This is a genomic window from uncultured Limimaricola sp., from assembly GCF_964022235.1.
Lineage (GTDB): Bacteria > Pseudomonadota > Alphaproteobacteria > Rhodobacterales > Rhodobacteraceae > Limimaricola.
Window position 1 is genome coordinate 1 of the sequence record NZ_CAXHZL010000005.1, and the last position, 24566, is coordinate 24566.

The window sequence follows — 24566 nt, forward strand, 5'->3', positions numbered from 1 at the left end:
ACTAACCCGTCCGCCGCTAGACCCGAAGGTCTCGCTCGACTTGCATGTGTTAGGCCTGCCGCCAGCGTTCGTTCTGAGCCAGGATCAAACTCTCAAGTTGAAAGCCACCGAAATGGCTATCCTTGACGCTCGAACCTCTGCACATCGTCCCATCGGCTAGGATGGGACAGTCATCTGTCTGACTGTGCTTCTGGTTTCCCTAAGAAAACCGAAAGCCGCCAAACAGTGAAGCTGACACCGGTCATCGGGGCGAACCCCTACCGGCGCGACATACAGACGTTGATCCATCGAAATGAACCGAAGCCGCCCGCATATCTCTTCAGATATCATCAATGTCAAAGAGCAGTGAAGAAAACCAAACAACCGCGCCCTAACGTCCGGCGCGCCGCCTCGTCCCCTTCGGAATTTCTCACCAACGCTGCATCTCTGCGCCGCCGGTGAGGGGCTATCTAGGGAAACCGTTCCGGACCCGCAAGCGTTAATTTTAACTTTTCCGCCCAATCGACGCGATCGGCAGGATGTTGTGCAATAACGGACCATTGACGGCATCACCGGCCCCGATTGCTGCATGGCGCCGCAATATCCGCAATGCCCCCTACCCGGCCCTTCTATCAGGCCCTGACCGCACCCCTGGCCTTCAACGCGTTCCAGCGAATCCGCGTGGCCAGAAGTCCCAGGATCAAGCCGAGATAGACCAGTGGCTCGATCTGAAAGCCCTTCGAAAGCCAGATGAAGTGCACTGCGCCGAGGATGGCGATGCCGTAGACGAGCTGGTGCAGGCGGCGCCAGTTGCGCCCCAGCTTGCGGATCGACAGGTTGTTCGAGGTCAGCGCCAAGGGGATCAGCCCGACAAAGGCGATCATGCCGACGGTGACATAGGGGCGTTTGAGGATGTCGGCCCAGACCCGACCGAAGCTCTGGACGTCGAGCAGCGCCCAGACCGAGAAATGCGCCAACACGAAGAAGAAGGTCAGCAGTCCGATCGCCCGGCGAAACTTCAGCAGGCTGATGCGGGTGTATTTCAGCAGCGGTGTCACGGCGAGACCCGCCACCAGAAGCTTCAGCGCCGTGTCGCCGTATTCGCGTTCGAGCGCATTGATCGGCTCGACGCCGAGACGCCCGGTCAGCGCCTGCCAGAACAGGAAGGCGGCCCAAAGCCCGCCCAGCACATACAGCGGCCAAGCGGGCACGCGACGCAGCACGCCATTGATCTTCTGTGCGGTGGTGAGCGGGCGCGCCATCAGAACTGTGCCTTGAGGTCCATGCCCTCGTAGAGCCCGGCCACCTCGTCATAGCCGTTGTACATCAACGTATCCTGCCGGGCCGAGAACAACCCGCCACCGATGCGCCGCTCGGAGGACTGGCTCCAGCGCGGATGGTCCACGGTAGGGTTCACGTTGGCATAAAAGCCGTATTCGGCGGGTGCGAGGCGGTTCCAGGTGGTGGGCGGCTCCTGCTCGACCAGAGAGATGCGCGTGATCGACTTGATCGATTTGAAACCGTATTTCCACGGCACCACGAGACGGATCGGCGCACCGTTCTGGTTCGGCATCGGCTTGTCGTAGATCCCGGTCGCCATGATCGTCAGCGGGTGCATCGCCTCGTCGAGGCGCAGCCCCTCTACATAGGGAAAGTCGAGCACGCCGCGGCGCACGCCGGGCATGTTGTCGGGCTGCACGGCGGTCTCGAAGGCGACGTAGCGCGCGTTCGACTGTACCCCGGCGCGATCGAGGATGTCCTTGAGCTCGATCCCCTGCCACGGCACCACCATCGACCAGGCCTCGACGCAGCGCAGGCGGTAGATCCGCTCCTCGACCGTGAGGCCGGCAATAAGCTCGGACAGCGGGAAGGTGCCGGGGTTGTCGACGAGGCCGTCCACCGTCACCTGCCAGTCGGAGGTGTCGAGCGCCTCCGCGTTCTTGGCCGGATCGGTCTTGCCCGTGCCGAACTCGTAGTAGTTGTTGTAGGAGGTGATCTCCTCGAAGCTGTTCGGCTCCAGCGCCTCTTGGGCGCCCGCGCGGCCTGCAAGGCCGGACAGGCCCAGCGCGCCTGCCCCGGCCATGATCTGGCGGCGGTTCAGGAACAGGCCGCGCGGTGTCGCGTCGGCGCGGGTCAGCTCGTTCGTCCAGCGATGGGCCATTGGGGAAGTCTCCTCTGCGTCTTCGAATAATCTAGGCACGTTAGCCGCAGTCGCCATGTTGCAGGCGTCACGATGCGTTGACGCCGTGTAACGTGAAAAGGCCCCGGCGGATCTCTCCACCGGGGCCTTTTACCAGTTAAGCGACAACCTGTGTCAGTGCAGCACCGCGCCCTCGGGCTTGGGCCGGGAGGTGCCCGACACCCTGTCGCCGACAATCAGACCGTCGGCCCCGGCGCTGACCCGCACTTCCTGCCCGTCGCGGATATCGCCCGCGAGGATCATCTCGGCCAGCTGGTCCTGCAACGCCCGCTGGATCACCCTTTTCAGGGGTCGCGCCCCGAACACCGGGTCATAGCCCTCCTCGGCCAGCCACTTCTTCGCGGCCTCGTCGAGCGTCAGCGTGATGTTGCGCCCCGCCAGCCGCTTCTCCAGCCGAGCGAGCTGGATCTCGACGATGCCCGACATGTCCTCGCGGCCGAGCCGGTCGAAGATGATCGTCTCGTCGAGCCGGTTGAGGAACTCGGGCCGGAAATGCGCCCGCACCGCATCCATCACGTCGCGCTTTGCGCGGCCTGCATCCGCCCCGTCGGGAAGCTGGCTGAGCGCCTGCGCCCCGAGGTTCGAGGTCAGCACGATCAGCGTTTGCTTGAAGTCGACGCGACGGCCCTGCCCATCGGTCAGCACCCCGTCGTCGAGCACCTGCAACAGCACGTTGAAGACATCCGGATGCGCCTTTTCGACCTCGTCGAACAGGATCACCTGATAGGGCCTGCGCCGCACGGCCTCGGTCAGCACGCCGCCCTCGTCATAGCCGACATAGCCCGGAGGCGCGCCGATCAGGCGGGCGACCGCGTGCTTTTCCATGAACTCCGACATGTCGATGCGCACCATCGCCTGGTCGTCGTCGAAGAGGTATTCGGCCACGGCCTTGGTCAGCTCGGTCTTGCCCACGCCCGTGGGTCCGAGGAACAGGAAAGAGCCCAAGGGACGATGCTCGTCGTTCAGCCCCGCCCGCGCACGGCGCACCGCGTTGGCCACGGCCCGCACGGCGGTGTGCTGGCCGATCACGCGGCGGCCCAGCTCCTCTTCCATGCGCAGCAGCTTTTCGCGCTCACCCTCGAGCATCTTCGAGGTCGGGATGCCGGTCCAGCGCTCCACCACCTCGGCGATCTGCTCGGGCCGCACCGCCTCTTCGACCATCAGCGGGTCGTCCGAGGTCTCGGCATGGCTCAGCTCGCGCTCGAGCTGCGGGATGACGCCGTAGCTGAGCTCGCCCGCCTTGGCGAGGTTGCCCTCGCGCTTGGCGATGTCGAGCTCGGCGCGCGCGCGGTCGAGCCGCTCCTTGAGCGTGCGCGAGCCTTCGAGACGGTCGCGCTCGGCCTGCCATTTGGCGGTCATCGCATCCGCCTTTTCGGTCAGCGCGCCGAGCTCCTCTTCGATCTTGGCCAGACGCTCCTTGGAGGCCTCGTCATCCTCGCGGCGCAGCGCCTCGGCCTCGATCTGCATCTGCAGGATCGAACGGTCGAGCGCGTCGAGCTCCTCGGGCTTGCTGTCCACCTCCATGCGCAGCCGGCTGGCGGCCTCGTCGACGAGGTCGATCGCCTTGTCGGGCAGGAAGCGGTCGGTGATATAGCGATGCGACAACTGCGCCGCCGCCACGAGCGCCGAGTCCGAGATCCGCACGCCATGGTGCAACTCGTATTTCTCGCGGATGCCGCGCAGGATCGAGATCGTGTCCTCTTCGGTCGGCTCCTCGACCATCAGCGGCTGGAACCGCCGCGCCAGAGCCGCGTCCTTCTCAACATATTTGCGATACTCATCGAGCGTGGTGGCACCGATGCAGTGCAACTCACCGCGCGCCAGAGCCGGCTTGATGAGGTTGGCCGCATCCATCGCGCCGTCGGATTTGCCGGCCCCCACGAGGGTGTGCATCTCGTCGATGAACAGGATTACCTCGCCTGCCGCGGCCTCGATCTCCTTGAGCACCGCTTTCAGCCGCTCCTCGAACTCGCCGCGATATTTGGCGCCAGCGATGAGCGCGCCCATGTCGAGCGACATCAAGCGTTTGTTGCGCAGGGATTCCGGCACATCGCCGTCGATGATGCGCAGCGCCAGACCTTCGGCGATGGCGGTCTTGCCAACGCCCGGCTCGCCGATCAGCACCGGGTTGTTCTTAGTGCGGCGCGACAGCACCTGCATAGCGCGGCGGATTTCCTCGTCGCGCCCGATGATCGGGTCGATCCTGCCCTGCTCGGCGGCCTCGGTCAGGTCGCGCGCGTATTTCTTCAGCGCGTCATAGCCTTCCTCGGCATTGGCACTGTCGGCGGTACGGCCCTTGCGCACGGCATTGATCGCGGTGTTGAGCGATTGCGCCGAGACCCTGCCGGCGTCGAGCGCCTCCTTGGCCTTGGACTTCACCATGGCGAGCGCCATGAGAATGCGCTCGGCGGGCACGAAGCTGTCGCCAGCCTTCTTGGCGATCTGCTCGGCCTCGTCGAGAACCTTGCCGGTGGACTGATCGAGATAGGTCTGGCCCGCGTCACCTGACACCTTGGGCAGCTTGGCCACGGCGGCATCGACCGCTTCGCGCACGCGGCCAGCGTCGCCGCCCGCATTGATGATGAGGTTGGTGGCAAGGCCCTGATCGTCGTCCATGAGCGCCTTCAGAAGGTGCTCGGGCGCAAGACGCTGGTGGCTCTCGCGCATCGCGATGGTCTGCGCAGCCTGAATGAAGCCGCGCGAGCGTTCGGTGAACTTGTCGAGGTTCATCTGTCTCTCCTTGGTCAAAGCGCCCGGTGGAAAGACGCCCGCTCTGGCGGCGCGCCCCGGTTCGGGCCTCTGGTCGGAAAGATGGGGGGCGGGTCGGCGTTGCGCAAGTATCACAGAATGCAAAATGGCCGCCGGGTACGTCGCCCGGCGGCCAAGTTATCAATGGCTTGCGCCGGTCACTCCGAGGGCGGCACCGGGTCGAGGCCGCCATCGTCATCGACATTGTCGTCCTCGGGCTCCCCCAAGCTGTCGGCATCGCTGTCGGCAACGCTCGGCCGCACCATGTCGTCGGGCGTCTGCGGCTCGGCCGCATCGGTTTCGGCGTCATCGATGATCGCATCGTCGGGTTCGGCGTCACCGGTTTCACCGGTGGTCGCAGGGCTCTGGCTCGGCACCTCGAGCGGCACGGTGTCGAACTCCTCGGCCTCCTCGGCGCGGAACCAGCCACCTACCACGAGGAAAATGACGAGAAGGATGAACCCCATCGGGATCATCGCATAGAGAAATGCGCGGCGCGAACTGCGGGGTTTTTGGGCCATGTCGGTCTCCTTGGCTGAGGCACAGGGCCCCTTTCACAGGCGCAACGCCGCCCCGGCGCCTGCGTTCCCGCACCCGCGCTTGACGCGGCTGCGCGGCACGCGTCAAAAGCGCGCGACCCCCCAAAGCCCCGGAGAGCCCGCCATGACCGCCCCGACCCCCGCCGACGATCGCCTGATCGTCGCCATCGACCGTCCCGACGCGATCTCCGGGCTCAAGCTCGCCGAGCAGCTCGGCGACGCGGTGTCGTTTTACAAGATCGGCCTGGGCATGCTCACCGGCGGCGGGCTCGCTTTGGCGCGCGAGCTGAAGGACGAGCATGGCAAGCGCATCTTTCTGGACATGAAGCTCTTCGACATCGGGGCCACGGTCGAGGCGGCGGTGCGCGGGCTGGCGCAGTTCGATCTCGACTTTCTCACCGTGCATGGCGATCCGCACGTGGTGCGCGCCGCGCGGGAAGGCGCAAGTGGCAAGGATATGAAAATCCTCGCCGTGACGATCCTCACCTCGCTTGACCGCGATGATCTTGACGAGGGGATGATGCGCGCGGGCGACGTGGCCGAGATGGTGGTGGAACGCGCGGGCCGCGCGCTAGAGGCCGGGGCCGACGGCGTGATCGCCAGCCCGCAGGAGGCCGCACTGATCCGGGCGCTGCCGCAGGCGGCGGGCAAGCTCATCGTCACGCCGGGCGTGCGCCCCGCCGGTGCGGCCCTCGGCGATCAGAAGCGGGTGATGACGCCCGCGCAGGCCATCGCGGCGGGCGCGGACCATGTCGTGGTCGGTCGCCCTGTCTGGCAGGCGGAGAACCCCCGTGCCGCCGCGCAGGCCATCGCAGAGGAAATGGTGTCGCCGCAGGTCCGCACCCCCAACACCTAGTAGGTTTGTGCTGGGCAAAAATGAATCAAAGAGTCTTCGCCGCCACAAGGAACCGAAATCGCGATTGAGTGGTTGACGATCTAGAAAAAGCGAGCAGCGGAGACACTTCGAATGCAGACCATCAGACTCGGCGACGTGCGCTACAACGCCCAGATCGGTGCCTTCGAGGCGCGCGTGGACGTGGACCGCAACGGCACGACCTACCGCTATCCCTGCCAAGTGGCCGGGCCGATCGACATGGACGCGGGCCATGTGCGCGCCAGCCTGACCCGTCACGCGATGCGTATGTCCGACAGCGGCGCGTCGCTCTGGTCGCATCTCTGAATTTTCGGTCCTCCCCCGAACGTAGAAAGGCCCGCCAAACGGCGGGCCTTTTTCGTGAGGAGGGGTGGCACTCAGGCGGCCTGCGCCATGCCTCCGGGCATAGCACGCAACCCCGGGCCTTCACCGATTGTCTCGCCCAGCGCCTCGGCGGTGGCAGCAGACAGCGTCCAGCCCAGATGCCCGTGGCCGGTGTTGTAGAACACGCCCGGTTGACGCCCCGCGCCGACCTTGGGCAGCATGTTCGGCATCATCGGCCGCAGACCGGCCCAAGGCACACAATGCTCGGTCGACACGCCCGGAAACAGCCGCTCGACCCAATCGACCAGCGGTTTGACCCGGTCTGAACGGATGTCGCGGTTGTAGCCGTTGAACTCGGCCGTGCCCGCGACGCGGAACCGGTCCTCACCCAGACGCGAAGTCACGATCTTGGCCTTGTCGTCCAGAAGCGAGACATAGGGGGCTGCCGCCCGGCTCTGCGCATCGCGCAGGGACACGGTGATCGAATAGCCTTTCACCGGATAGATGTTCACCCGGTCGCCCAGCTTCGCCGCGATGCTGCGCGATCCGACACCGGCACAGACCACCACACCATCAAAGCGCTCGGGCGCACCGGCGGTGACCGTGACACCATCTTCGGCCGCGCGCACGTCGGTGATCTCTTGCCCCATGCGGAACCGCACCCCCTGCCCCGCCAGCCAGTTGGCGAGACCTGTGGTGAACTTGTGGATGTCGCCGGTGGAATCGCTCTCGGTCACGAAGCCGCCCGTCAAAGGCCCGGTGAGTTGCGGCACCAGGGCGCGCACCTCGTCGGGTGACAGCTCATCACGGCGCAGACCGCCCTGTGCGAGCAGCTTGTTCACCCGGCGACCATCGGCCAGATCTTTCTGGGTCTGGTAGAAATGCACGATGCTGGCGGGCGAAAAATCGAAGTCGATCCCCGCCGTCTCGGCCATCTCGCGCATCCCGGCCCGCGCTGCCACGGCAAGCCTGGTCGTGGCCACGGTATTGGCTTCGTAATTGCGGATCTGCCCGAGGAACTCGGCCATCCAGCTCATCTTGTGCCAGCTCGGCTTGGGGTTCACCGATAGCGGCGCGTCGGGCTTCAGGAGCCACTTCGTGCCCTTGAGCACGGTGGCCCAACGGTTCCAGACCTCGGCGTTCGAGGCCGAGAGCTGTCCGCCATTGGCAAAGCTCGTCTCCATCGCCGCATAGCGCTGGCGATCAAAGACCGTGACCTCGTGGCCGCGCTTCAACAGGGAATAAGCAGTGGTGACGCCGGTGATTCCGGCGCCCAAAACGGCGTAATGCGGCATGTTGCCCGCTCCAACGCGCCCCTTCCGTCCCTTGTGCCTGAGAGCTTCACCGCCATGGCATCATGCCACGCGCGACTTTCCCCTTCGGCGGGCCTCGCGGCCTCTCTCCGGATATTCATGCGGCCCGGCCGGTCCTTTTGCCTGAGAGATCGCGGGGCGCGCGACTGCTCCTTCGGCGGCGGACCGTCCCGCTCTCTCCCGGCAGGACCGTTTCCTATCGGAAACATACGGCATGCCGCGCCGTTCCGCCAGTGCACCCCGCACAAGAATCTCGCGCAAGCGGCGATCCGCGTGACATTTGCGCCGCCGCGCTTGCAACTGCCCGGTATCGCGCCGATCCTCCGATGCGAACCGGCCCCCTCAGGGTCGGCGGGAGAGCCGCGCATCGCGGAGGGGAGACGCCATGGAAAACCCGGTGAACCGCTTCAAGGCGGGGCTGCGCGAGGGGCGCCAGCAGATCGGTCTTTGGAACATGATCTCGGGGGCCTTCGTGCCCGAGGCGCTTTCGGGGCTGGGCTATGACTGGGTGGTGGTCGACACCGAGCATTCGCCCACCGACGTGCTCGACGTCCTGCCGGCACTGCAGTCCATGGCGGCCGAGCCCACGACCTCGGCCGTGGTGCGCCCGGCCTGGAACGATCCGATTCTCATCAAGCGGTTGCTCGACTTCGGCGCGCAGACGCTGCTGATCCCCTATGTGCAATCGGCCCAAGAGGCCCGCGCCGCCGTCGCCGCCACCCGCTACCCGCCCGTTGGCATGCGCGGCGTCGCAGGGCTGCACCGGGCCACGCGCTATGGCAGGATCGGCGACTACATGGCTCGCGCGCATGAAGAGATCTGCGTGCTGGTGCAGGTCGAGACCAAGGCGGCGCTCGACCGGCTCGAGGAGATCGCGGCCGTCGAGGGCGTGGACGGCGTGTTCATCGGCCCCGCCGACCTCGCGGCGAGCCTTGGCCATCCGGGCCGTCTCGATCACCCGGAGGTGGTAGAGGCGATCATGGGCGCGATCGACCGCTTGGGCGCGATGGGTGTGCCCGCTGGCATCCTGACGCTCGACCCGGCCTTCGCGCGCGATTGCATGACCCGCGGCACCCGGTTCACCGCCGTCGGCATCGATGCCTCACTTATGCTCGCGGGCGCGCAGGGGTTGCTGGCCCGGTTCCGCTAGAGCGCCTGCCAGAGCCTGAGCCGCGCCTGCAGCGCCGGGATCGCATCGGGCGCGTCCAGAAAGGCCTGCGGCGTCATCAGGGACCAGCCCTGCCCTTCGTCGCCGAATACTACGTCGGCCTCGGCCTCCGCGTTCATGTGCAACACAAAGAACCAAACGGGCCCGGGCCGCGTGGCGCTGACGAATCGCTGCCGCCACAGAACATCGGCCCGGCCCATCTCCAGCCCCACCTCCTCGCGCATCTCGCGCGCCAGCGTCGCCTCGGGGCTCTCGTCCCGCTCGCGCCCGCCACCCGGAAAATCCAGCGCGCCGGGAAAGACGATGTCGGGCCGGTCGTCACGACGGATCACGAGCAGGCGATCCGCGACGAACAGCGCCGCCTTCGCGCCGTCGAAGCTTTCGCCGCTCCATGCGGCGCTGTATGATGTTGCCATGCCGTCTCTTTGCCGCGCCTGTCTTCACACCTTCGAGGCGGGCAAACGCTGTCCCGCCTGCCGGTCCCCGCGCGTTACATCCCATCCCGAACTGTTTTCGCTCTCCATCGCGCACATGGATTGCGACGCCTTTTTCGCCAGCGTCGAAAAGCGCGACAACCCCGATCTCGTGGACAAGCCTGTGATCGTCGGCGGCGGACGGCGCGGCGTCGTCTCGACCGCCTGCTACCTCGCCCGGATCAGGGGCGTGAAATCGGCGATGCCGATGTTTCAGGCGCTCAAGCTCTGCCCCGAGGCGGTGGTCGTGAAGCCGCGATTCGAAGCCTATACCGAGGCGTCGCGCGCGATCCGCTCGATGATGGAGGAGCTGACCCCTGCGATCGAGCCGCTGTCGCTCGACGAGGCGTTCCTCGATCTCACCGGCACCGAGCGTCTGCACGGCGCGCCGCCCGCCGTGATGCTGGCGCGGCTGACGCGCCGGATGCAGGATGAGCTGGGCCTTTCGGGCTCCATCGGTCTCTCGCACAACAAGTTCCTCGCCAAGATGGCGAGCGATTTCGACAAGCCGCGCGGGTTTTCGGTGATCGGCAAGGCCGAAACCATCGACCTTCTGCGCCCCAAACCCATCGGACTGATCTGGGGCGTCGGGCCGCAGGCGCAGGCCAGCCTCGATGCCGTCGGCATCCGCACCTTCGAAGACGTGCTGCGCTGGGAGCTGTCGGATCTCGTGCGCCGCTTCGGGGGCTTGGGCGAGCGGATCTACCACCTCGCACGCGGCGAGGATCGCAGGCGCGTCACCGCGCATGAGCCGGTCAAGGGCATCTCCAACGAGACCACCTTCGAGGTCGACACGAAAGACCCCGAGATCCTCGACGGCCATATCTGGCGCATGGCCGAGAAGGTCTCCTCGCGCGCCAAGGCTCGCGACCTCGTGGGGCGGGTGGTGCTGCTCAAGCTCAAGCGCGCCGACCACACGCTGCTGTCGCGCCGCGTCACGCTACGCGCCCCGACCCAGACCGCTGACGCGCTCTACCGCACCGCGCGCGGGCTGTTCGACGCGCGCGGCGAAAGCGGGGCCTACAGGCTCTTGGGCGTCGGGCTGTCCGAGCTGTCGGACGCCGCGACCGCGCCATCGGAGGCCGATCTGCTTGATCCGGGCCGCGCCGCGCGCGAACGCGCCGAGCGGGCCGCGGATGCGATCCGCGCGAGGTTCGGTGCGGAGGCGATTCTCAAGGGCCGCGCCCTGCGCTAGTTCTTGAGCACCATGCAGACCGCCCCCGCTGCGCGCAGACGCGCGCAGAGCGCGCCAGCCTCGCTCAGACTGGCACGACCAATCTGGGCCACGTGGCGACGTGCGCGCTGGCCGGGAAAGCGTGACAGGGTATAGGCAATCTGCTCATTGCCGATCACCGCCCCCACGTCGCGCTGGATCTGCCGCACGCGTCGGTCCACCGCGCCGCGTTCGGGCGCCGAGGCCAGCACCACGCCCCAAGCCAGAACCGGCGCCGCGACACGAAACTGCGCGATGCTGCGCCCCTTGGCTTGTGCCTTGCAGGCATCGAGGAAAGGCCGGTCTGCTGCAAGTGCGAGATCAACCTCAAGGGGCGGCGCATCGCGCCAGTCGCGCGCCGCATGCCCGGTGATGGCCTGCACATAGGCCTCGGTCTCGCCGGGGAGCCAATCGTTGCCTGCAAGAAATTTCTCGGCCCGTGCCTCGCCCGCGTTATAGGCCACGGCAGCAAGACCGATCGAGCCGAACCGCTCTGCCAGTTCGGCTAGGTAGAACGCCGAAGCCGCGAGCGCCTGCGCGGGGTCGAAGGGATCGGCCAGGCCGCGCAGCTTGGCGGTGCCTGGCATGAACTGGGCGATACCGAGCGCGCCCGCCGGGCTCACCGCGCCCGCGTCGAACAGGCTCTCACGCCAGACCAGACGCGCAAAAAAGCCGACGTCGAGCGCGTTTTGCTTGGCCAGCGTCTCGATCGCCTCGCAGACGTCGGGGATATAGTTGTCGAGCGTGATGCAGGGGCCATTTGGCACGCAGCGCCGCTCGACCGCCTCTTGGGCGGCAGCCGGCGGAACAAGAAGCGCGAACGCGAGCAACAAGGAAACGGCAATACGAGTCATGGGGTCCAGTGTCGGGCAAAGTGTGGGGAGAGGGAAATCAACTTCGCTCCTCAGCCCGGCGTCAGCGGAAACACCAATGGAATCACCAGCACCGCCGCCACCCCGACGATCAGGTTCATCGGCAGGCCAATCTTCAAGAAGTCCGAGAATCGGTAGTCGCCCGCGCCGTAGACCAGCGTGTTGGTTTGGTACCCCACGGGCGTGGCGAAACTGGCGGAGGCCCCCATCATCACCGCGACCACGAGCGCGCGCGGATCGACCCCCGTCTCCTGCCCCAGCGCCACCGCGATCGGCGTGACCACGACTGCCACGGCATTGTTAGTCACCGTTTCGGTGAGGATCGAGGTCAGCGCGTAGAGTGCCGCCAGAAGCGCAATCGGCGGCAGCCCTTCGAGCCATGGCGCCAGAGTGTCAACGATCAACGACACCGTGCCGGTTTCCTCCAGACCGACGCCGACGATCAGCATCGACAGGATCAGCACTAGGATGCTGGCGTCTACCGACCCCCAAGCCTCGTCGTTGTCGATGCAGCGAAACAACAGGATCGCGGCCACGGCCCCCAGCGCCAGAAGTGAGATCGGCGCTACCTCGAAAGCCGCGAGGCCAACCACCGCGAACAGCGCCAGAAGCGCCAGCGGCGCACGGCGGCGGCGGTAGGCGCGCCCCGAGGGCCGGGTGACCGACACCAGCTCACCGCCTTGCGCAAGGCGGTCAAATCCCTCTGCGGTGCCTTCGAGCAGAAGCTTGTCGGCGGGCCGCAGCCGGGCCGTGCCCAGATCGGCCCCCGGTACATGCCCCTGTCGATGCGCCCCCAGCACCCGCAGCCCGTAGCGGTAGCCCACCGAGAGCTGCGAGACAGTGTCGCGCGGGCTGCCGTGGGTCGGTGTCACCATTGCCTCGGCCACGACGAGCTCCTCTTCGCTGGCCCGGCCGCCGGGGCCGCGCCGCAGGCCCACGCCAAGACCCGCGATCCCCCGCAGCGTCAGAATCTCGGAGGTGGTGGCCATGGCGACAAAAACGTCGCCCGCGGCGGCGATATGCTCGTCGAGGTTCGAGCGACGCAACCGCGCGCCCTCGCGCCGGGCTGTGATGCGGATGCCCGGACGGCTCAGGTCGGCCACCTCCGACAAGGGCTTGCCGAGGCCGGGGTGCCCTTCGAGCAGACGAATCTCGGTGAGAAACGTTGTCTCGTGCTCGCCCGCATCATTGCGTGCCCGCCGATCGGGCAGGAGCCATGGCCCCAGCACCGCGAGCGTCACGCCGCCCACGGCCCCCAGAGCGAGGCCCACGGGCGCGATCTCGAAGATCCCGAAGGGGGCCAGCCCCTGCTCGGCCGCGACACCGGCCACGAGCAGGTTGGTCGAGCTACCGATCAGCGTCAGCGTGCCGCCCAGCACCGCCGCGTAGGAGAGCGGGATCAGAAGCCGCGTCTCTGCAATGCCGAGCGAACGCGCCAGCCGGATCATGACCGGGATCAGGATCAGCACCACGGGGGTGTTGTTGACGATGCCCGAGGCCAGCAGCGTCGCGGTCAGAAACACGGCCACAGCGACCTTGGGGCGCGTCTCGGCCCGCGCGATGACCAGGGCCGCGAGCGCATCGAGCAGACCGGTGCGCACCAAGGCGCCGGATATCACGAACATCGCCGCGATGGTGATCGGCGCGGGGTTGGAGAATACCTCGAGCACCTTGTCGGACGGCGTGAGGCCCAAGCCCACAAACAGTGCTGCCGCACCGGCCGCCGTGACGTCTGGCGGAAAGCGTTCGAGCAGAAAGGCGACAAAGAGCAGGCCGAGCAGAACCAGTGCCACGACCGGTTGAAGCTCCACGGGTATGAGGGGCAAGGCCGGTCCTCCGGGGTTGTCGGTCGGCCCCGGACGGGCCGCATCGGCTCAACCGGTGCGACGGACCGCCGGTTCCGTGCTTCTACTCTGCCGCGACCTGTTCGGCCTCGGAACGTCCGATCGCGGCAATCTGTGCGATCACCCCCTCGAGCCGCGCGCGAAAGGCGTCGAACCCGGCATGCGGCGCGATGAGGGCCTCGTCCATGTAGAGCGACCGGTCGATCTCGATCTGGATCGCGTGCTGACGACGCGAGGGTCGGCCATAGGCTTGGGTCACATAGGCCCCGGCAAAGGGCGTGTTGCGCGCCACCCGCAACCCGGCGGAGACGAACGCCGCCTCGATTCGTGCCATGACCCGAGGCGCCGCCGCCGCGCCGAACCGGTCGCCCAAGACTACATGCGGGCGCTGTCCGCCCGGCCCGCCCGCCAATTCGATCGCCTCATGCGGCATCGAGTGGCAGTCGACGAGGATCGATTCGCCGAATGCGTCATGGCTCTCGGTCAAAAGTCCCTGCAGCGCCGCGTGATAGGGCGACCAGCAGTTGTCGAGCCGCTCGCGCGCCTCCGCGAGGCCGATCTTGCCCGAATAGATCGCCCGCCCGCCCGCGACCACGCGGGGAATCACGCCCAGCCCGCTGGCCACGCGCGGGTTGTGGCTGCGCCGCGCTACGCCTTCGATCAGTGCCGGGTCAAGCTCGTCCGCGGCGCGGTTGAGATCGACCCATGCCCGCGGCGCGCGGGCCACCAGTAGCGGCGCACCATGCCTGGGCGCCGCTTCGAAAAGCCGATCGACAAAGGCGTCCTCGGACGAGCGGATCTGCCGCGCATCAAGTTCGCTGCGCAAAAGCAGGGAGGCGGGATAGTCGCGCCCCGAGTGGGGCGAAGCGAAGACGACGCAGCTGGTGCGCGCCTCCGGTCGGGTCAGGTCGAAGGCGGGCATGCGCATGAACTCCGGGGGCTCCGACGGAAAGGATAGCTCGGAAACTTCTTCCTCCAAAACCCCTTGAACCCCTCCGGCGTTCCCCGTATAGCACCGCTCACCCGACGACGAACGGTGACCCGCAAGGGACATGGGGCGTCAGACGGCAAGGGCGGTTAGCTCAGCGGTAGAGCACTTCGTTGACATCGAAGGGGTCACAAGTTCGAACCTTGTACCGCCCACCACGTATTTCACCGGCCCCCTTTTTGGGGGCCGAATTTTGCAACCACGGCGCAATCGCCGCGCCGCGACAAGGAGAGCACCCCATGAAGGTCGCCAACTCGCTTCGTTCGCTCAAGCAGCGCCACCGCGATTGCCGCGTCGTGCGCCGCAAGGGCCGCGTCTACGTCATCAACAAGACGCAGCGCCGCTTCAAGGCCCGTCAGGGCTGAAGCCGGTCTTCCACCCTCTCGGGTGGGATCAGGATCAAAGGGCCGTCTCCGCAAGGAGACGGCCCTTTCTCGTTTCCGAAATCTGTCAGCCTGCCGAGCAAGCCCCCCCATCCGGCGAACCGGACCGGGGGCTGTATCTTACGGCCTGATGATCGAATCGACGGAGTCGGCCAGCAGACGCACCACCGTCGCCTCGTCGAGATAGCCTGAGGCCTCGAGCTCCCGGTTGCTCTGATAGCGGCGAATCGCGCGGCGGGTGGCTTGGTCGAACTTGCCATCCACCTCGCCCGGCTCCAGCCCCTGCGCGTCGAGCCGCTGCTCCACCAGCCGCGCGGTCAGGGCGTTGAGGCCGAGGTCGCGTTCGAGCTGTTCGGCGGCGGCCCGTGCCTCGCTTTGCGCCACCTCTTGGCTCAGCGCCGCGATTCGCGCCTCTGCCTCGGCCTTGAAGCTGCCTTCGGAGAAGGCGCGTTGGTAATCGCGGTAGGCCTCGACGGTATCGGCCTCGCGCGCCCGGTCCCAAGCGGCACTGTCCTCGGCCTGCGCCGCCTGACGCTTTTCCTCCTCGATCAACGCCAGGCGATCGGCGGCGGTTTCGGCGAAGACCCCGTCGGGATAGCGGTCGAGATAGGCCCTGAGCCCCGGCTCGTCGCCGCGCGCGCCAGTCTCGTCCCAGAACGAACGATCCTGACGCGCCGCCTGTTGACGCTGCTGCTCGGCCTCGGCCTCGAGCTCGGCGGCACGGCGCGCGGCCTGCGCGTCGATGCGGCTGATCTGCTCAGGCGTGAGATAGGAGGTCTGCCCGAATCCATTCTGCTGCTGCCAGTTGATGATCGCCTGCCGGGTGCCGGGACCAAAGATGCCATCGATGCCACGGGTGTTGAAATCCAAAAGGCTCAGGCTGCGCTGCAGGTCGCGGCGCTGATCGCGGCTGAGGCCGATCGCCTCTTCGGCCAGACGCGCGTCGCGGTCGGGCTCGGCGACGATTGCGGCGATGGCCGATTCGGCCGCCTCCGCATGGCTGCCGCGCGGATAGCGCGCAAGATAGTCGCGGTAGGCCTCGATGCTGCCAAGCGCCACCGTGCCCTGCCACAGCGCCTCTTCGGCGGCCGGGTCGGTGCGCGGCGCGGTCGCGGCGGCGGGGGTATCGGGACGGGCTGGCATGAAGATCCGCGCGCGGGGGAGATAGCCCTGCGCCTGCAATCCCTCCGCCTCGCGAATCGCGCGTGACAGATCCTCGCGTGGCTCGGCCAGCGGGCCGGTCATGAACTGTGCCACCGCGCGCGGGCTGCCGGTGAGCACGGTGACACCCTGCGGGATCTCCAGCGCACCCAGCCCCTCGCCGACCCACGGGTCGTAGCGATTTGAACCGCCAGTCTCGACACCGAGCAGGAGCAAGGAGCGCCCCGGCGCCTCAGCCAGCGCGCGCAACACGCCTTCCACCGGTAGCGCCGCCGCTCCCGGCGTCAGCAGCCCCGGACCATCGGCTTCGGCGGTCAGGAACCAGCTGCGCGCCCCATCGGTGGCAAAACGGCCCGACAGGGCCACCACGAGCCGGTTGCCTTCGGGCACCTGCTCGAGCCAGTCGCGCGCGGTCTGGGCGGTGCTGTCAGCCCGACCGTTGGGCAATGCGAAGACCGAAAAGCCCAGCTCGCGCAACGGCTCGGCCGCGCCAAGGATCTCGGTGCCGCGCGAAAGCCGACCCAAGGTCTCGTAGCGTTCCGTACCCAAAAGCAGCGCGGCGTCCTGCGCCATGGCCGCACCGGCCCACAACAGCATGGCGGTGCTCGTCAACAGATGGCGCATGGGTGTCCTCCGTGATGCCCTCGCACCAGATTGGCGCGGTCTGGCGGCGTCTTCAAACAACAACTTCGCGTCCTGACCGTTTCCCCGGCGCAACAATGCACCGATCCAAGGGTGGGACACGAAAAAGGGAGACGGGTTTCCCCGCCTCCCTTTCCGGAATGCAACCGATCGAGGGAGATCAGTTGAAGGAATAGACGATCGACACACCGAGGGTGTTGTCGGTGTCGTCGAAGCCGGGCTCCGGGTCGGTGCGGTACTCGGTGAACAGGTTGGTGCGCATCGCCAGAGCGTCGCTCATCGAGACGGTCACGCCGAAGTCGTTGGTGACGTAGGTGTCACGGTCCGAAGCGATGACGTCGGTGTCGTTGGTGATGAACAGATCCGGCGAGATCCGGTTGTAGTAGTTCGACGACACGGACAGGGCGGCCTCGTCGATTTCCTCGCCATCGGCGGTCTCGAGGTAGCGGTAGCCCGGGCCAGCCTGGATCGACCACTGCACGTCGGGGGTGTTGAACACGCGGTAGCCCACGCCGGCGCCGATGAAGGCATCGGTTTCGTAGCTGTCGTCTTCGTCATAGGCCACCACGGCGGTGCCGAAGCCATAGAACGTGTCGGAGAAGTCGCGGGTGTAGTCGTAGCCGGCGAGCAGACGGTTCAGGTCGTCCGCGTCGTCCTCGGCGTCGAAGTAGCTGTAGCTCAGCTTGACTTCGTGGCCGTTGACGCCGTCGAAGAAGCCGAAGCGGGCGCCGAGGCCGATGGTCGAGGTATCGGTGTTGCCGCTCGTGGCGGTGCCGCGGGCCGAGATCGAGCCGGTGAAGCCGAGCTCACGACCTTCGTTGCCGAAGGTGGGGGTGTCGACTTCGAAATCGTCTTCGATGTCCTCGTCGAGATCCTCGAGGTTGTCGTCGAGCTGGTTCTCATTGCTGAAGACCGGGCTGTTCACGTCGTCGAAGCTTTGCGCCATGGCGGTGGTGCCGACGAGGCCGAGGATGGTCGTTGCCATCAGCAGTTTGTAGGTGGCGTTCATTTCATTGTCCTTTTCGATTCCGAATTCCGGCTACAAACCGGATTCCGCTACGGGTTCCATGGTCGTTGAACGCGCCTCTCGCAAATCCGGTCCCGAGGGTCAACCGAAGCTCGGCGGACGGGTCATTTTTGCAACAGGGCCGCACACCGCCCTTCTCTCACACGAGATATGAAGTCCCGCGCCGCGGCGTCAAACGAAATTGCCGCTACGTAAGATGGCTGACCCATTTGCGCCACATTCACGTGACAAATATGCAACTTGCCTCCGTGAACCCTGCCGCTCAACGCCGCCCGAACAGTCGGAAATACGCCCAATCGGGCAGAAATTGAGCAGCGCGCAGCGGCAGCGAAATCCCGTAGGGGAAATTGATTTTGAAATGCTCGGAACTCATGTGTTCGAACATCTCGCGCGCGGCACGGGCAGGCTCCATGACGAAGGACGCGCCCTCGTCCGCCCTTTCGCCCAATCGGGTCCGGATTGCGCCGGGATTAACGAGTTGCACATCGACGCCGCTGCCGCGCAGATCATGACGCAACGATTCCGCGAGATGCATCACGGCGGCCTTCGAGGCCCCGTAGCCGATCGAACCGGGCAGGCCCCGGAACCCGGTCAGCGCCCCGGTCAGCACGACGTGCCCATGGCCCCGCGCCAGCATGCCCGGCAGGACCGCGCCGATCACCCGGCTCGCCCCGAGATAGTTGACCTGCGCCATGTCCTCGACCCGGCCCTGATCCCAATCGCGCGCCGTCATCGGCCAGCGCGTGCCCGCGAGATAGACCACCCCGTCGATCTCTCCCGCCGCAGCCGCCGCGTCGGAGACCGCCTTGGGATCCGTGACGTCGAAGGGCAGCACCGATGCATGACCCGGCAGGGCCGCGACGAGCGTCTCCAGCCGCTCATGCGACCGTGCGCTTACCACCAGATCCGCACCGACCTTGCTGAGACAGAATGCCAGCTCTCGCCCCAGGCCTTCGCTCGCGCCAACCAACCAATACCGCTTGCCCTGCCAATCCCTCATGCCCCGCTCCTTTCGTCTTGCCCGCATGCGTCTGCCCGTCGTCCTCGCCATGACTACAGGGCTTCGTTTTTGACATAGCGGCAACTGGAAAACTCGCCACTCCGAACGGGTTTCGCGCCGCATCGCACAAGTCCTGTTCGTCGTCAGACCTCACACTTTGGCCATCGCAGCACTAGGTCCATGACTCTAGGCGCAGCAAACACGGGATCAGGATATGGGTCAGCTTCAGAACGGCGAATGGAACGATGTCTGGTACGACACCAAGTCGACAGGCGGGAAATTCGAGCGCAGCACGACCACATTTCGCAACTGGATCACCCCCGACGGTCGCCCCGGCCCCTCGGGCGACGGCGGGTTTCCGGCAGAGAGCGGACGCTATCACCTTTACGTCTCCTATGCCTGTCCTTGGGCGCACCGCACGTTGATTTTCCGGGCGCTGAAAGGCCTCGAGGCGCATATCGGCGTCAGCGTCGTGCATCCCGAGATGCTGGGCGATGGCTGGGAATTCCGGACCGACTTCGACGGGGCCACCGGCGACAGGCTGTTCGATCTGCCGTTCCTGCGCGACATTTACACCAAGGCCGATCCGAAGATCTCGGGTCGCGTCACCGTGCCCGTGTTGTGGGACACCGAACGCGGCACCATCGTCTCGAACGAGAGCGCCGAGATCATCCGCATGCTGAACGAGGCCTTCGACGACCTCACCGGCAATACCGACGACTACTGGCCCGAGACCCTGCGCGCCGACATCGAGACGGTGAACGAGCGTGTCTATCACACGGTCAACAACGGCGTGTACAAGGCGGGCTTCGCCACATCTCAAGAGGCCTATGACGAAGCTGTCGTGGCGCTATTTGACAGCCTCGATTGGCTCGAAGCGCGGCTTTCGACCAAGCGCTACCTGATGGGCGACGCGATCACCGAAGCCGATTGGCGGCTCTTTACCACGCTGATCCGCTTTGACGCGGTCTATCATGGTCACTTCAAATGCAACCGCGCCAAGCTCATCGAATACCCCAACCTGTGGGGCTACACGCGCGAACTTTATCAGGTGCCGGGCGTGGCCGGGACCGTGCATCTCGACCATATCACGCATCACTACCACTACAGCCACGAGACGATTAACCCGCACCGCATCGTGCCGATCGGGCCGGTTCTCGACCTCGAAGCCCCCCATGGCCGCGACCATCTGGGCGCGCGCGACGCCGCCTGAGCCGCACGCCGCCCCGTCCTGCCCTGTCCGCCCCGTCCCGTCCCGCCCCGTCCCGCTTGTGGACGGGGCGGTTTTCGGTTTGAACCGTCGCCATGAGCACACAAAGCCCCCCCACCTGGATCACCATCTGCGACACCTGCAAGCGCGAGGGCTGGGACGCCGCCTCCGGCGCGACCGACGGCGAACGCCTTGCCGCACTCGTCGAAAAGGCGGCCGAAGGCCAGCCGGTGCGCACGCGGCGCGTCTCGTGCCTGATGGGGTGCCAGCAAGGATGCAACGTCGCGGTGCAGGCGGCGGGCAAGCTGAACTACACGCTGGGCCGGTTCGAGGTCACGCAAGAGACCGCGCAGGGCATCGTCGATTGGGCGGTGCTGCACGGTGAAAGCGCCAGCGGCCAAGTGCCCTACAAGACATGGCCCGCCGCGGTGAAGGGACATTTCGTGACCCGTCACCCGCCGTTGCCCGACGCCGAATGAACGCGGCCATGACCCAAGTGCGAGACCATGGTGGCGGGCTGGACGCCGCCATCGCGCGGCATGGCGGCACACGCGATGGCTGGCTCGATCTGTCGACCGGCATCAACCCCGTCCCCTATCCCGTGGGCGCGTTGCCCTTCGATGCCTGGACCGCCCTGCCCGACGCGGGCGCGCAAGATCGGCTCATCGCCGCCGCGCGCCGGTTCTGGAGGGTGCCCGAGGGGGCTGCGATCCTCGCCGCTCCCGGTGCCTCGGCGCTGATCGCGCGCCTCCCCAAGCTTGCCCCCACCGGGGCCGTCCGCATCCCCGGCCCCACCTACAACGAACACGAGGCCGCCTTTCTCGCCGCCGGGTGGAAGGTCTCCACCCGCTCGTCGAAGGCGCAGGTCGCGGTGCATCCCAACAACCCCGACGGCCGGATGTGGCAGGCCTCGGAAATCACCGCAGGCTTCGCGGTCATCGACGAGAGCTTCTGCGACATCCGCCCCGACGCCTCGCTCGTGGCGCTGGCAGGGCGTCCCGGCACGGTGGTGCTCAAGAGTTTCGGCAAGTTCTGGGGCCTCGCCGGCCTGCGTCTCGGCTTTGCCATCGCCGAGCCGGCGCTGATCGAGGCCCTTGCCGAAAGCCTCGGCCCATGGCCCGTCTCGGGCCCCGCCCTCGCCATTGGCGCACGGGCGCTCGAGGATCACGGCTGGGCCAAGACCACGCGTGAGCGGCTGAAATCCGATGCCGCGCGTCTCGACGGGATGATGACGGCCAAGGGGGCAGAGATCTCGGGCGGCACCGATCTGTTCCGCCTCTACGAGGTCGACGACGCCGCCGCATGGCAGGAGCGTCTGGCACGGGGCGGCATCTGGAGCCGGATCTTCCCGTGGTCGGCCACGCATCTGCGCCTCGGACTGCCCGCCCCCGACCGCTGGGGGCAGATCGAGGCGGCGCTGTGAGCCTGTGGTTGCTCATCGCCATGGCACTCGACGCCGTGTTCGGCGAGCCCGAGAAGATCTGGGGCCGCGTGCCGCACCCGGCCGTGCTGATGGGCCGCGCCGTGGGCTGGTTCGACCATATGCTCAACATCGGCGGCCCGGCGCGCGGGCGCGGCATCCTCACCTGCGCCGCGTTGGTCTTCGGGGCGTTCTCGCTGGGCGAGGCGCTGGCCGCGATGCCGGGGCCTTTCGCCGAAATCGTGGTCGCCGCGATCCTTCTGGCCCAGCGCAGCCTTGTCGATCACGTCCGCGCCGTGGCCACGGGCCTGCGGCAATCGCTCGACCAAGGCCGTCATGCCGTGTCGATGATCGTCGGTCGCGACACGGCGGCAATGGACGAGGCGGCGGTGGCCCGCGCCGCGATCGAGAGCGCCGCCGAGAACCTCTCGGACGGCGTTACCGCCCCGGCCTTGTGGTTCCTGATCGGCGGACTGCCCGGCCTTCTGGTCTACAAGATCGTCAACACCGCAGATTCGATGATCGGCTACCGCACGCCGCGTCACGAGGGCTTTGGCTGGGCCAGCGCGAAGCTCGACGACGTGATGAACTGGGTGCCCGCGCGGCTTACCGCGTTTTTGCTCTGGCTCGTCGCGGGCCGTCCGGGTCGCTGGCGCGAGATTGCCACCGAGGCCCGGCTGCACCGCTCGCCCAACGCGGGCTGGCCCGAGGCGGCGATGGCCCGCGCGCTGGGCGTGGCGCTGTCGGGACCGCGTGCCTACCACGGGCGGATGCAGGACTTTCCTTGGGTAAACGCGGACGGCTTTCGCGAGATAGGTGCCGCGGCGGTCGAAGCCGCCTGTGCGATGCTGTGGAAGGCGTGGGCGGCGGGACTTTGCGTGGTGATCGTGCTGGCATGGACGTGAGTTGCCCCCCATGGGCATGGCTGGCAGGCTCCGCCGCGACCCGCAACAGACAGGACACCCCTACATGCGCCTCAAGGCCCGCCTTCTCGCTCCGCTGATCCTTTCGACCCTGCCCGCTCTCGCCCCCGCCCTCTCGCAGGCGCAGGATGCCACTGGTCCCAAGCCGCCCTGCGGTGGCGATTTCGGCGCTTGGGTCGAAGGGGTGAAGGCCGAGGCCACGGCGATGGGCCACCCGGCCGAGACGGTGAACGCTTTCTTCTCGGGCGTTCGCACTGATGCGGCCGTTGTTCAGGCCGACCGCGCGCAAGGCGTGTTCCAGCGTGACTTCGTCGACTTTTCGCGGCGGCTGATCTCGGAAAACCGGATCGCCAATGGCCGCGCCAATGCCGACAAATACGATGCCACCTTCGACCGGATCGAGGCCGACTACGGTGTGCCGCGCGGCGTTCTTCTGGCCTTCTGGGCCTTCGAGACCGATTACGGCGCGATTCAGGGCGACTTCAACACCGTGAACGCGCTGGCCACGCTTGCGCATGACTGCCGCCGCCCCGAGCTGTTCCGCCCGCAACTTCTGTCGGCGATCGAGCTTTATGCGCAGGGCGGTCTCGATCCGGCCAGCACCACCGGTGCCTGGGCCGGTGAAATCGGGCAGGTGCAGATGTTGCCCGCCGACATCATCGAGAATGGCATGGACGGCGACGGCGACGGCCGGGTCGACCTCAAGGGATCGGCGCGCGACGCGCTCGTGTCGGGCGGCAAGATGCTATCGCACTTGGGCTGGCGCGCGAATGAGCCATGGCTGCAGGAAATCGTGGTGCCGCAGACCATGGACTGGAGCCAGACCGGTCTCGACACCGAAAAACCCGTCTCCGAATGGCAGGCGCTGGGCGTCACCGGCCGCTCGGGCGATCTCGGTGCGTCCACCCTGCCGGCCTCGGTCCTGCTGCCGATGGGCAAGGACGGCCCGGCCTTCCTCGCCTACCCGAACTTCCGGGTCTATTTCGAGTGGAACCAGAGCCTCGTCTACGTCACCACCGCCGCCTATTTCGCCAACCGACTGAGCGGTGCCCCGGTCTATGACGCGGGCAACCCCGCGCCCGGCCTTGCGGGTGAAGAGATGGTCCGGCTTCAGGAAAAACTGCAGGCGCGTGGCCATGACGTCGGTGGAGCCGACGGCATCCTGGGCGAGATGACGCGCGAGGCGGTGCAGGCCGAACAGGAGCGTCTGGGCCTTGCCGCCGATGCCTGGCCAACCCGCGCCCTGCTCGACGCGCTCTGACCCGAGGGAACCTTCTAGCGCGGGAAGGACGTTGCGGGGGCAAGCCTGTCACGAAAGGAGCCCCCGCATGGCCCGAGCGCAGCTCTATCGCATGTCGATGCCTAAGCATCTCTGCCCCTTTGGGCAGAAATCGCTCCATCTTCTGAAATCAAAGGGGTTCGAGGTTGAGGACCACGAGTTGACCACGCGCGAGGCGACGGATGCCTTCATGCGCGAGCATGGCGTCAAGACGACGCCGCAGACCTTTATCGATGGCAAGCGCATCGGCGGCTATGACGATCTGCGCGCGCATTTCGACATGAGACCGGCCAAGCCCGAGGGTACGACCTACGAGCCGGTGATCGCGATCTTCGGGATGGGGTTCGTGCTCGCGCTGGCGGTGGCTTGGGTCGCGCTGGGTACGATCTTCGCCTGGCAGACCATCGGTTGGTTCATCTCGATCTCGATGTGCCTTCTGGCGCTACAAAAGCTGCGCGACGTCGAGGGCTTCACCAACGGCTTTCTTAACTATGACCTGCTGGCGCAGCGTTGGGTGCCTTATGCCTATATCTACCCTTGGGCCGAGGCGGTGGCGGGCGTGCTGATGACGGCGCTCCTGCTGACATGGTTCTCGGCGCCCTTGGCGCTGTTCATCGGCACGGTGGGCGCGGTCTCGGTGATCAAGGCGGTCTGGATCGACAAGCGCGAGTTGAAATGCGCCTGCGTCGGCGGCGACAGCAATGTTCCCTTGGGCTTCATCTCTCTCACCGAGAACGTGATGATGGCCGGGATGGGGCTGTGGATGCTGATCATGCTGGTGGCCTGAGCCTTTACAATCCAGCAAGCGATGCACATTATACGGGCCATACGGTAGTGATCGGTCGATGAGATCTCATCCCTGATCTGGCCCCCGCAGAGTTGCCGCTCTGCGGGGGTTTCTCTTTGCCGGACGTTACCGCCCGACCCAGAGACGGACGATCGTCACCGCGAGCGTTGCCACTGCGACGACCACCATCCACTTACGG

General features: G+C 66.6%; 23 protein-coding genes, 1 tRNA gene, 1 rRNA gene and 2 riboswitches. Of the genes, 12 read left to right on the top strand and 13 right to left on the bottom strand.

Annotated features, from left to right (window positions below; genetic code table 11):
- From AADJ02_RS08000 to AADJ02_RS08020, 5 genes are all read right to left on the bottom strand, one after another.
- Nucleotides 1-100: ribosomal RNA gene (locus AADJ02_RS08000) — 16S ribosomal RNA — on the bottom strand; the annotation flags it as partial.
- Between the two features lie 511 nt (nucleotides 101-611).
- A complete protein-coding gene (msrQ, locus tag AADJ02_RS08005; protein ID WP_341212477.1) occupies nucleotides 612-1241 on the bottom strand; it encodes a protein-methionine-sulfoxide reductase heme-binding subunit MsrQ in 630 nt (209 codons plus the stop codon).
- Nucleotides 1241-2140: a protein-methionine-sulfoxide reductase catalytic subunit MsrP gene (gene msrP / locus AADJ02_RS08010; RefSeq protein WP_341212478.1), complete on the bottom strand. Its 900-nt coding sequence runs from the start codon at nucleotides 2138-2140 to the stop codon at nucleotides 1241-1243. The genes msrQ and msrP overlap by 1 nt, the downstream gene beginning before the upstream one ends.
- A 153-nt stretch (nucleotides 2141-2293) precedes the next feature.
- Nucleotides 2294-4909 (bottom strand): ATP-dependent chaperone ClpB, encoded by a 2616-nt coding sequence (gene clpB / locus AADJ02_RS08015; protein ID WP_341212479.1) that lies wholly within the window; start codon nucleotides 4907-4909, stop codon nucleotides 2294-2296.
- Between the two features lie 176 nt (nucleotides 4910-5085).
- The gene (locus AADJ02_RS08020; protein WP_341212480.1) at nucleotides 5086-5448 is read right to left on the bottom strand and encodes a hypothetical protein; all 363 of its coding nucleotides are present in this window, start codon (nucleotides 5446-5448) and stop codon (nucleotides 5086-5088) included.
- A gap of 142 nt (nucleotides 5449-5590) precedes the next feature.
- Here AADJ02_RS08020 and pyrF point away from each other — a divergent pair, with 142 nt between their 5' ends.
- Together pyrF and AADJ02_RS08030 are read left to right on the top strand one after the other, a co-directional pair.
- Nucleotides 5591-6322: an orotidine-5'-phosphate decarboxylase gene (pyrF, locus tag AADJ02_RS08025; RefSeq protein WP_341212481.1), complete on the top strand. Its 732-nt coding sequence runs from the start codon at nucleotides 5591-5593 to the stop codon at nucleotides 6320-6322.
- A gap of 111 nt (nucleotides 6323-6433) precedes the next feature.
- The gene (locus tag AADJ02_RS08030) at nucleotides 6434-6646 is read left to right on the top strand and encodes a hypothetical protein (protein WP_021694985.1); all 213 of its coding nucleotides are present in this window, start codon (nucleotides 6434-6436) and stop codon (nucleotides 6644-6646) included.
- Between the two features lie 71 nt (nucleotides 6647-6717).
- Here the strand turns inward: AADJ02_RS08030 and AADJ02_RS08035 are convergent, their stop codons facing one another.
- Nucleotides 6718-7959, bottom strand: a complete 1242-nt coding sequence (locus AADJ02_RS08035) for a D-amino acid dehydrogenase (RefSeq protein WP_341212482.1) — start codon at nucleotides 7957-7959, stop codon at nucleotides 6718-6720.
- Between the two features lie 14 nt (nucleotides 7960-7973).
- A riboswitch (glycine riboswitch) is annotated at nucleotides 7974-8080 on the bottom strand.
- A gap of 2 nt (nucleotides 8081-8082) precedes the next feature.
- A riboswitch (glycine riboswitch) is annotated at nucleotides 8083-8170 on the bottom strand.
- A gap of 192 nt (nucleotides 8171-8362) precedes the next feature.
- Between AADJ02_RS08035 and AADJ02_RS08040 the strand changes: the two genes are divergently transcribed.
- A complete protein-coding gene (locus AADJ02_RS08040) occupies nucleotides 8363-9127 on the top strand; it encodes an aldolase/citrate lyase family protein (RefSeq protein WP_341212483.1) in 765 nt (254 codons plus the stop codon).
- On the opposite strand, the gene AADJ02_RS08045 is transcribed toward AADJ02_RS08040, so the two are convergent.
- Nucleotides 9124-9561: an NUDIX hydrolase gene (locus AADJ02_RS08045; protein ID WP_341212484.1), complete on the bottom strand. Its 438-nt coding sequence runs from the start codon at nucleotides 9559-9561 to the stop codon at nucleotides 9124-9126. The genes AADJ02_RS08040 and AADJ02_RS08045 overlap by 4 nt on opposite strands.
- Here AADJ02_RS08045 and AADJ02_RS08050 point away from each other — a divergent pair.
- Nucleotides 9560-10813 carry a DNA polymerase IV gene (locus AADJ02_RS08050; RefSeq protein WP_341212485.1) on the top strand — a complete coding sequence of 418 codons (1254 nt, stop codon included), beginning with the start codon at nucleotides 9560-9562 and terminating at the stop codon, nucleotides 10811-10813. The two genes, AADJ02_RS08045 and AADJ02_RS08050, sit on opposite strands and share 2 nt — an antisense overlap.
- Here AADJ02_RS08050 and AADJ02_RS08055 read toward each other — a convergent pair.
- The 3 genes from AADJ02_RS08055 to AADJ02_RS08065 all read right to left on the bottom strand — a co-directional run bounded on the left by AADJ02_RS08055 (nucleotide 10810) and on the right by AADJ02_RS08065 (nucleotide 14475).
- Nucleotides 10810-11664: a lytic transglycosylase domain-containing protein gene (locus AADJ02_RS08055; RefSeq protein ID WP_341212486.1), complete on the bottom strand. Its 855-nt coding sequence runs from the start codon at nucleotides 11662-11664 to the stop codon at nucleotides 10810-10812. The genes AADJ02_RS08050 and AADJ02_RS08055 overlap by 4 nt on opposite strands.
- A gap of 71 nt (nucleotides 11665-11735) precedes the next feature.
- Complete coding sequence (locus AADJ02_RS08060; protein ID WP_341212487.1) at nucleotides 11736-13529, bottom strand: SLC13 family permease; 1794 nt, start codon at nucleotides 13527-13529, stop codon at nucleotides 11736-11738.
- 82 nt (nucleotides 13530-13611) lie between these two features.
- A complete protein-coding gene (locus AADJ02_RS08065) occupies nucleotides 13612-14475 on the bottom strand; it encodes an N-formylglutamate amidohydrolase (protein ID WP_341212488.1) in 864 nt (287 codons plus the stop codon).
- Between the two features lie 143 nt (nucleotides 14476-14618).
- Here AADJ02_RS08065 and AADJ02_RS08070 point away from each other — a divergent pair.
- Both AADJ02_RS08070 and ykgO read left to right on the top strand, forming a co-directional pair.
- A tRNA-Val gene (locus AADJ02_RS08070) sits at nucleotides 14619-14693 on the top strand.
- A gap of 81 nt (nucleotides 14694-14774) precedes the next feature.
- Nucleotides 14775-14900, top strand: a complete 126-nt coding sequence (gene ykgO, locus AADJ02_RS08075) for a type B 50S ribosomal protein L36 (protein WP_008884645.1) — start codon at nucleotides 14775-14777, stop codon at nucleotides 14898-14900.
- Between the two features lie 138 nt (nucleotides 14901-15038).
- Here ykgO and AADJ02_RS08080 read toward each other — a convergent pair whose 3' ends face one another.
- From AADJ02_RS08080 to AADJ02_RS08090, 3 genes are all read right to left on the bottom strand, one after another.
- Nucleotides 15039-16703 carry a peptidoglycan-binding domain-containing protein gene (locus AADJ02_RS08080; RefSeq protein ID WP_341212489.1) on the bottom strand — a complete coding sequence of 555 codons (1665 nt, stop codon included), beginning with the start codon at nucleotides 16701-16703 and terminating at the stop codon, nucleotides 15039-15041.
- A 178-nt stretch (nucleotides 16704-16881) separates the two neighbouring features.
- Nucleotides 16882-17730, bottom strand: a complete 849-nt coding sequence (locus AADJ02_RS08085; protein ID WP_341212490.1) for a DUF481 domain-containing protein — start codon at nucleotides 17728-17730, stop codon at nucleotides 16882-16884.
- Nucleotides 17731-18010: 280 nt separating this feature from the next.
- Nucleotides 18011-18748, bottom strand: a complete 738-nt coding sequence (locus AADJ02_RS08090) for an SDR family NAD(P)-dependent oxidoreductase (protein ID WP_341212491.1) — start codon at nucleotides 18746-18748, stop codon at nucleotides 18011-18013.
- Nucleotides 18749-18962: 214 nt separating this feature from the next.
- On the opposite strand from AADJ02_RS08090, the gene AADJ02_RS08095 reads away from it, so the two are divergent.
- From AADJ02_RS08095 to AADJ02_RS08120, 6 genes are all read left to right on the top strand, one after another.
- Nucleotides 18963-19961: a glutathione S-transferase family protein gene (locus AADJ02_RS08095; RefSeq protein WP_341212492.1), complete on the top strand. Its 999-nt coding sequence runs from the start codon at nucleotides 18963-18965 to the stop codon at nucleotides 19959-19961.
- A gap of 92 nt (nucleotides 19962-20053) precedes the next feature.
- Nucleotides 20054-20437 carry a DUF1636 domain-containing protein gene (locus tag AADJ02_RS08100; protein WP_341212493.1) on the top strand — a complete coding sequence of 128 codons (384 nt, stop codon included), beginning with the start codon at nucleotides 20054-20056 and terminating at the stop codon, nucleotides 20435-20437.
- An 8-nt stretch (nucleotides 20438-20445) separates the two neighbouring features.
- Entirely contained in the window at nucleotides 20446-21381 is a 936-nt protein-coding gene (locus tag AADJ02_RS08105) for a threonine-phosphate decarboxylase (protein ID WP_341212494.1), read from the top strand.
- Nucleotides 21378-22283, top strand: coding sequence for an adenosylcobinamide-phosphate synthase CbiB (gene cbiB, locus AADJ02_RS08110; RefSeq protein ID WP_341212495.1), 906 nt, complete (start codon nucleotides 21378-21380; stop codon nucleotides 22281-22283). The genes AADJ02_RS08105 and cbiB overlap by 4 nt, the downstream gene beginning before the upstream one ends.
- A gap of 64 nt (nucleotides 22284-22347) precedes the next feature.
- A complete protein-coding gene (locus tag AADJ02_RS08115; protein WP_341212496.1) occupies nucleotides 22348-23562 on the top strand; it encodes a lytic murein transglycosylase in 1215 nt (404 codons plus the stop codon).
- Nucleotides 23563-23629: 67 nt separating this feature from the next.
- Entirely contained in the window at nucleotides 23630-24367 is a 738-nt protein-coding gene (locus AADJ02_RS08120) for a glutaredoxin family protein (RefSeq protein ID WP_341212497.1), read from the top strand.
- Nucleotides 24368-24566 lie beyond the last annotated feature (199 nt).

Coding starts and splice junctions, on each gene's coding strand:
- AADJ02_RS08065 (WP_341212488.1), bottom strand. CDS start 14,475: ATGCGCATGCCCGCCTTCGACCTGACCCGACCGGAGGCGCGCACCAGC.
- AADJ02_RS08115 (WP_341212496.1), top strand. CDS start 22,348: ATGCGCCTCAAGGCCCGCCTTCTCGCTCCGCTGATCCTTTCGACCCTG.
- AADJ02_RS08120 (WP_341212497.1), top strand. CDS start 23,630: ATGGCCCGAGCGCAGCTCTATCGCATGTCGATGCCTAAGCATCTCTGC.
- AADJ02_RS08105 (WP_341212494.1), top strand. CDS start 20,446: ATGACCCAAGTGCGAGACCATGGTGGCGGGCTGGACGCCGCCATCGCG.
- msrP (WP_341212478.1), bottom strand. CDS start 2,140: ATGGCCCATCGCTGGACGAACGAGCTGACCCGCGCCGACGCGACACCG.
- AADJ02_RS08050 (WP_341212485.1), top strand. CDS start 9,560: ATGCCGTCTCTTTGCCGCGCCTGTCTTCACACCTTCGAGGCGGGCAAA.
- AADJ02_RS08040 (WP_341212483.1), top strand. CDS start 8,363: ATGGAAAACCCGGTGAACCGCTTCAAGGCGGGGCTGCGCGAGGGGCGC.
- AADJ02_RS08030 (WP_021694985.1), top strand. CDS start 6,434: ATGCAGACCATCAGACTCGGCGACGTGCGCTACAACGCCCAGATCGGT.
- clpB (WP_341212479.1), bottom strand. CDS start 4,909: ATGAACCTCGACAAGTTCACCGAACGCTCGCGCGGCTTCATTCAGGCT.
- ykgO (WP_008884645.1), top strand. CDS start 14,775: ATGAAGGTCGCCAACTCGCTTCGTTCGCTCAAGCAGCGCCACCGCGAT.
- AADJ02_RS08080 (WP_341212489.1), bottom strand. CDS start 16,703: ATGCGCCATCTGTTGACGAGCACCGCCATGCTGTTGTGGGCCGGTGCG.
- pyrF (WP_341212481.1), top strand. CDS start 5,591: ATGACCGCCCCGACCCCCGCCGACGATCGCCTGATCGTCGCCATCGAC.
- AADJ02_RS08035 (WP_341212482.1), bottom strand. CDS start 7,959: ATGCCGCATTACGCCGTTTTGGGCGCCGGAATCACCGGCGTCACCACT.
- msrQ (WP_341212477.1), bottom strand. CDS start 1,241: ATGGCGCGCCCGCTCACCACCGCACAGAAGATCAATGGCGTGCTGCGT.
- AADJ02_RS08085 (WP_341212490.1), bottom strand. CDS start 17,730: ATGAACGCCACCTACAAACTGCTGATGGCAACGACCATCCTCGGCCTC.
- AADJ02_RS08100 (WP_341212493.1), top strand. CDS start 20,054: ATGAGCACACAAAGCCCCCCCACCTGGATCACCATCTGCGACACCTGC.
- AADJ02_RS08045 (WP_341212484.1), bottom strand. CDS start 9,561: ATGGCAACATCATACAGCGCCGCATGGAGCGGCGAAAGCTTCGACGGC.
- AADJ02_RS08095 (WP_341212492.1), top strand. CDS start 18,963: ATGGGTCAGCTTCAGAACGGCGAATGGAACGATGTCTGGTACGACACC.
- AADJ02_RS08020 (WP_341212480.1), bottom strand. CDS start 5,448: ATGGCCCAAAAACCCCGCAGTTCGCGCCGCGCATTTCTCTATGCGATG.
- AADJ02_RS08090 (WP_341212491.1), bottom strand. CDS start 18,748: ATGAGGGATTGGCAGGGCAAGCGGTATTGGTTGGTTGGCGCGAGCGAA.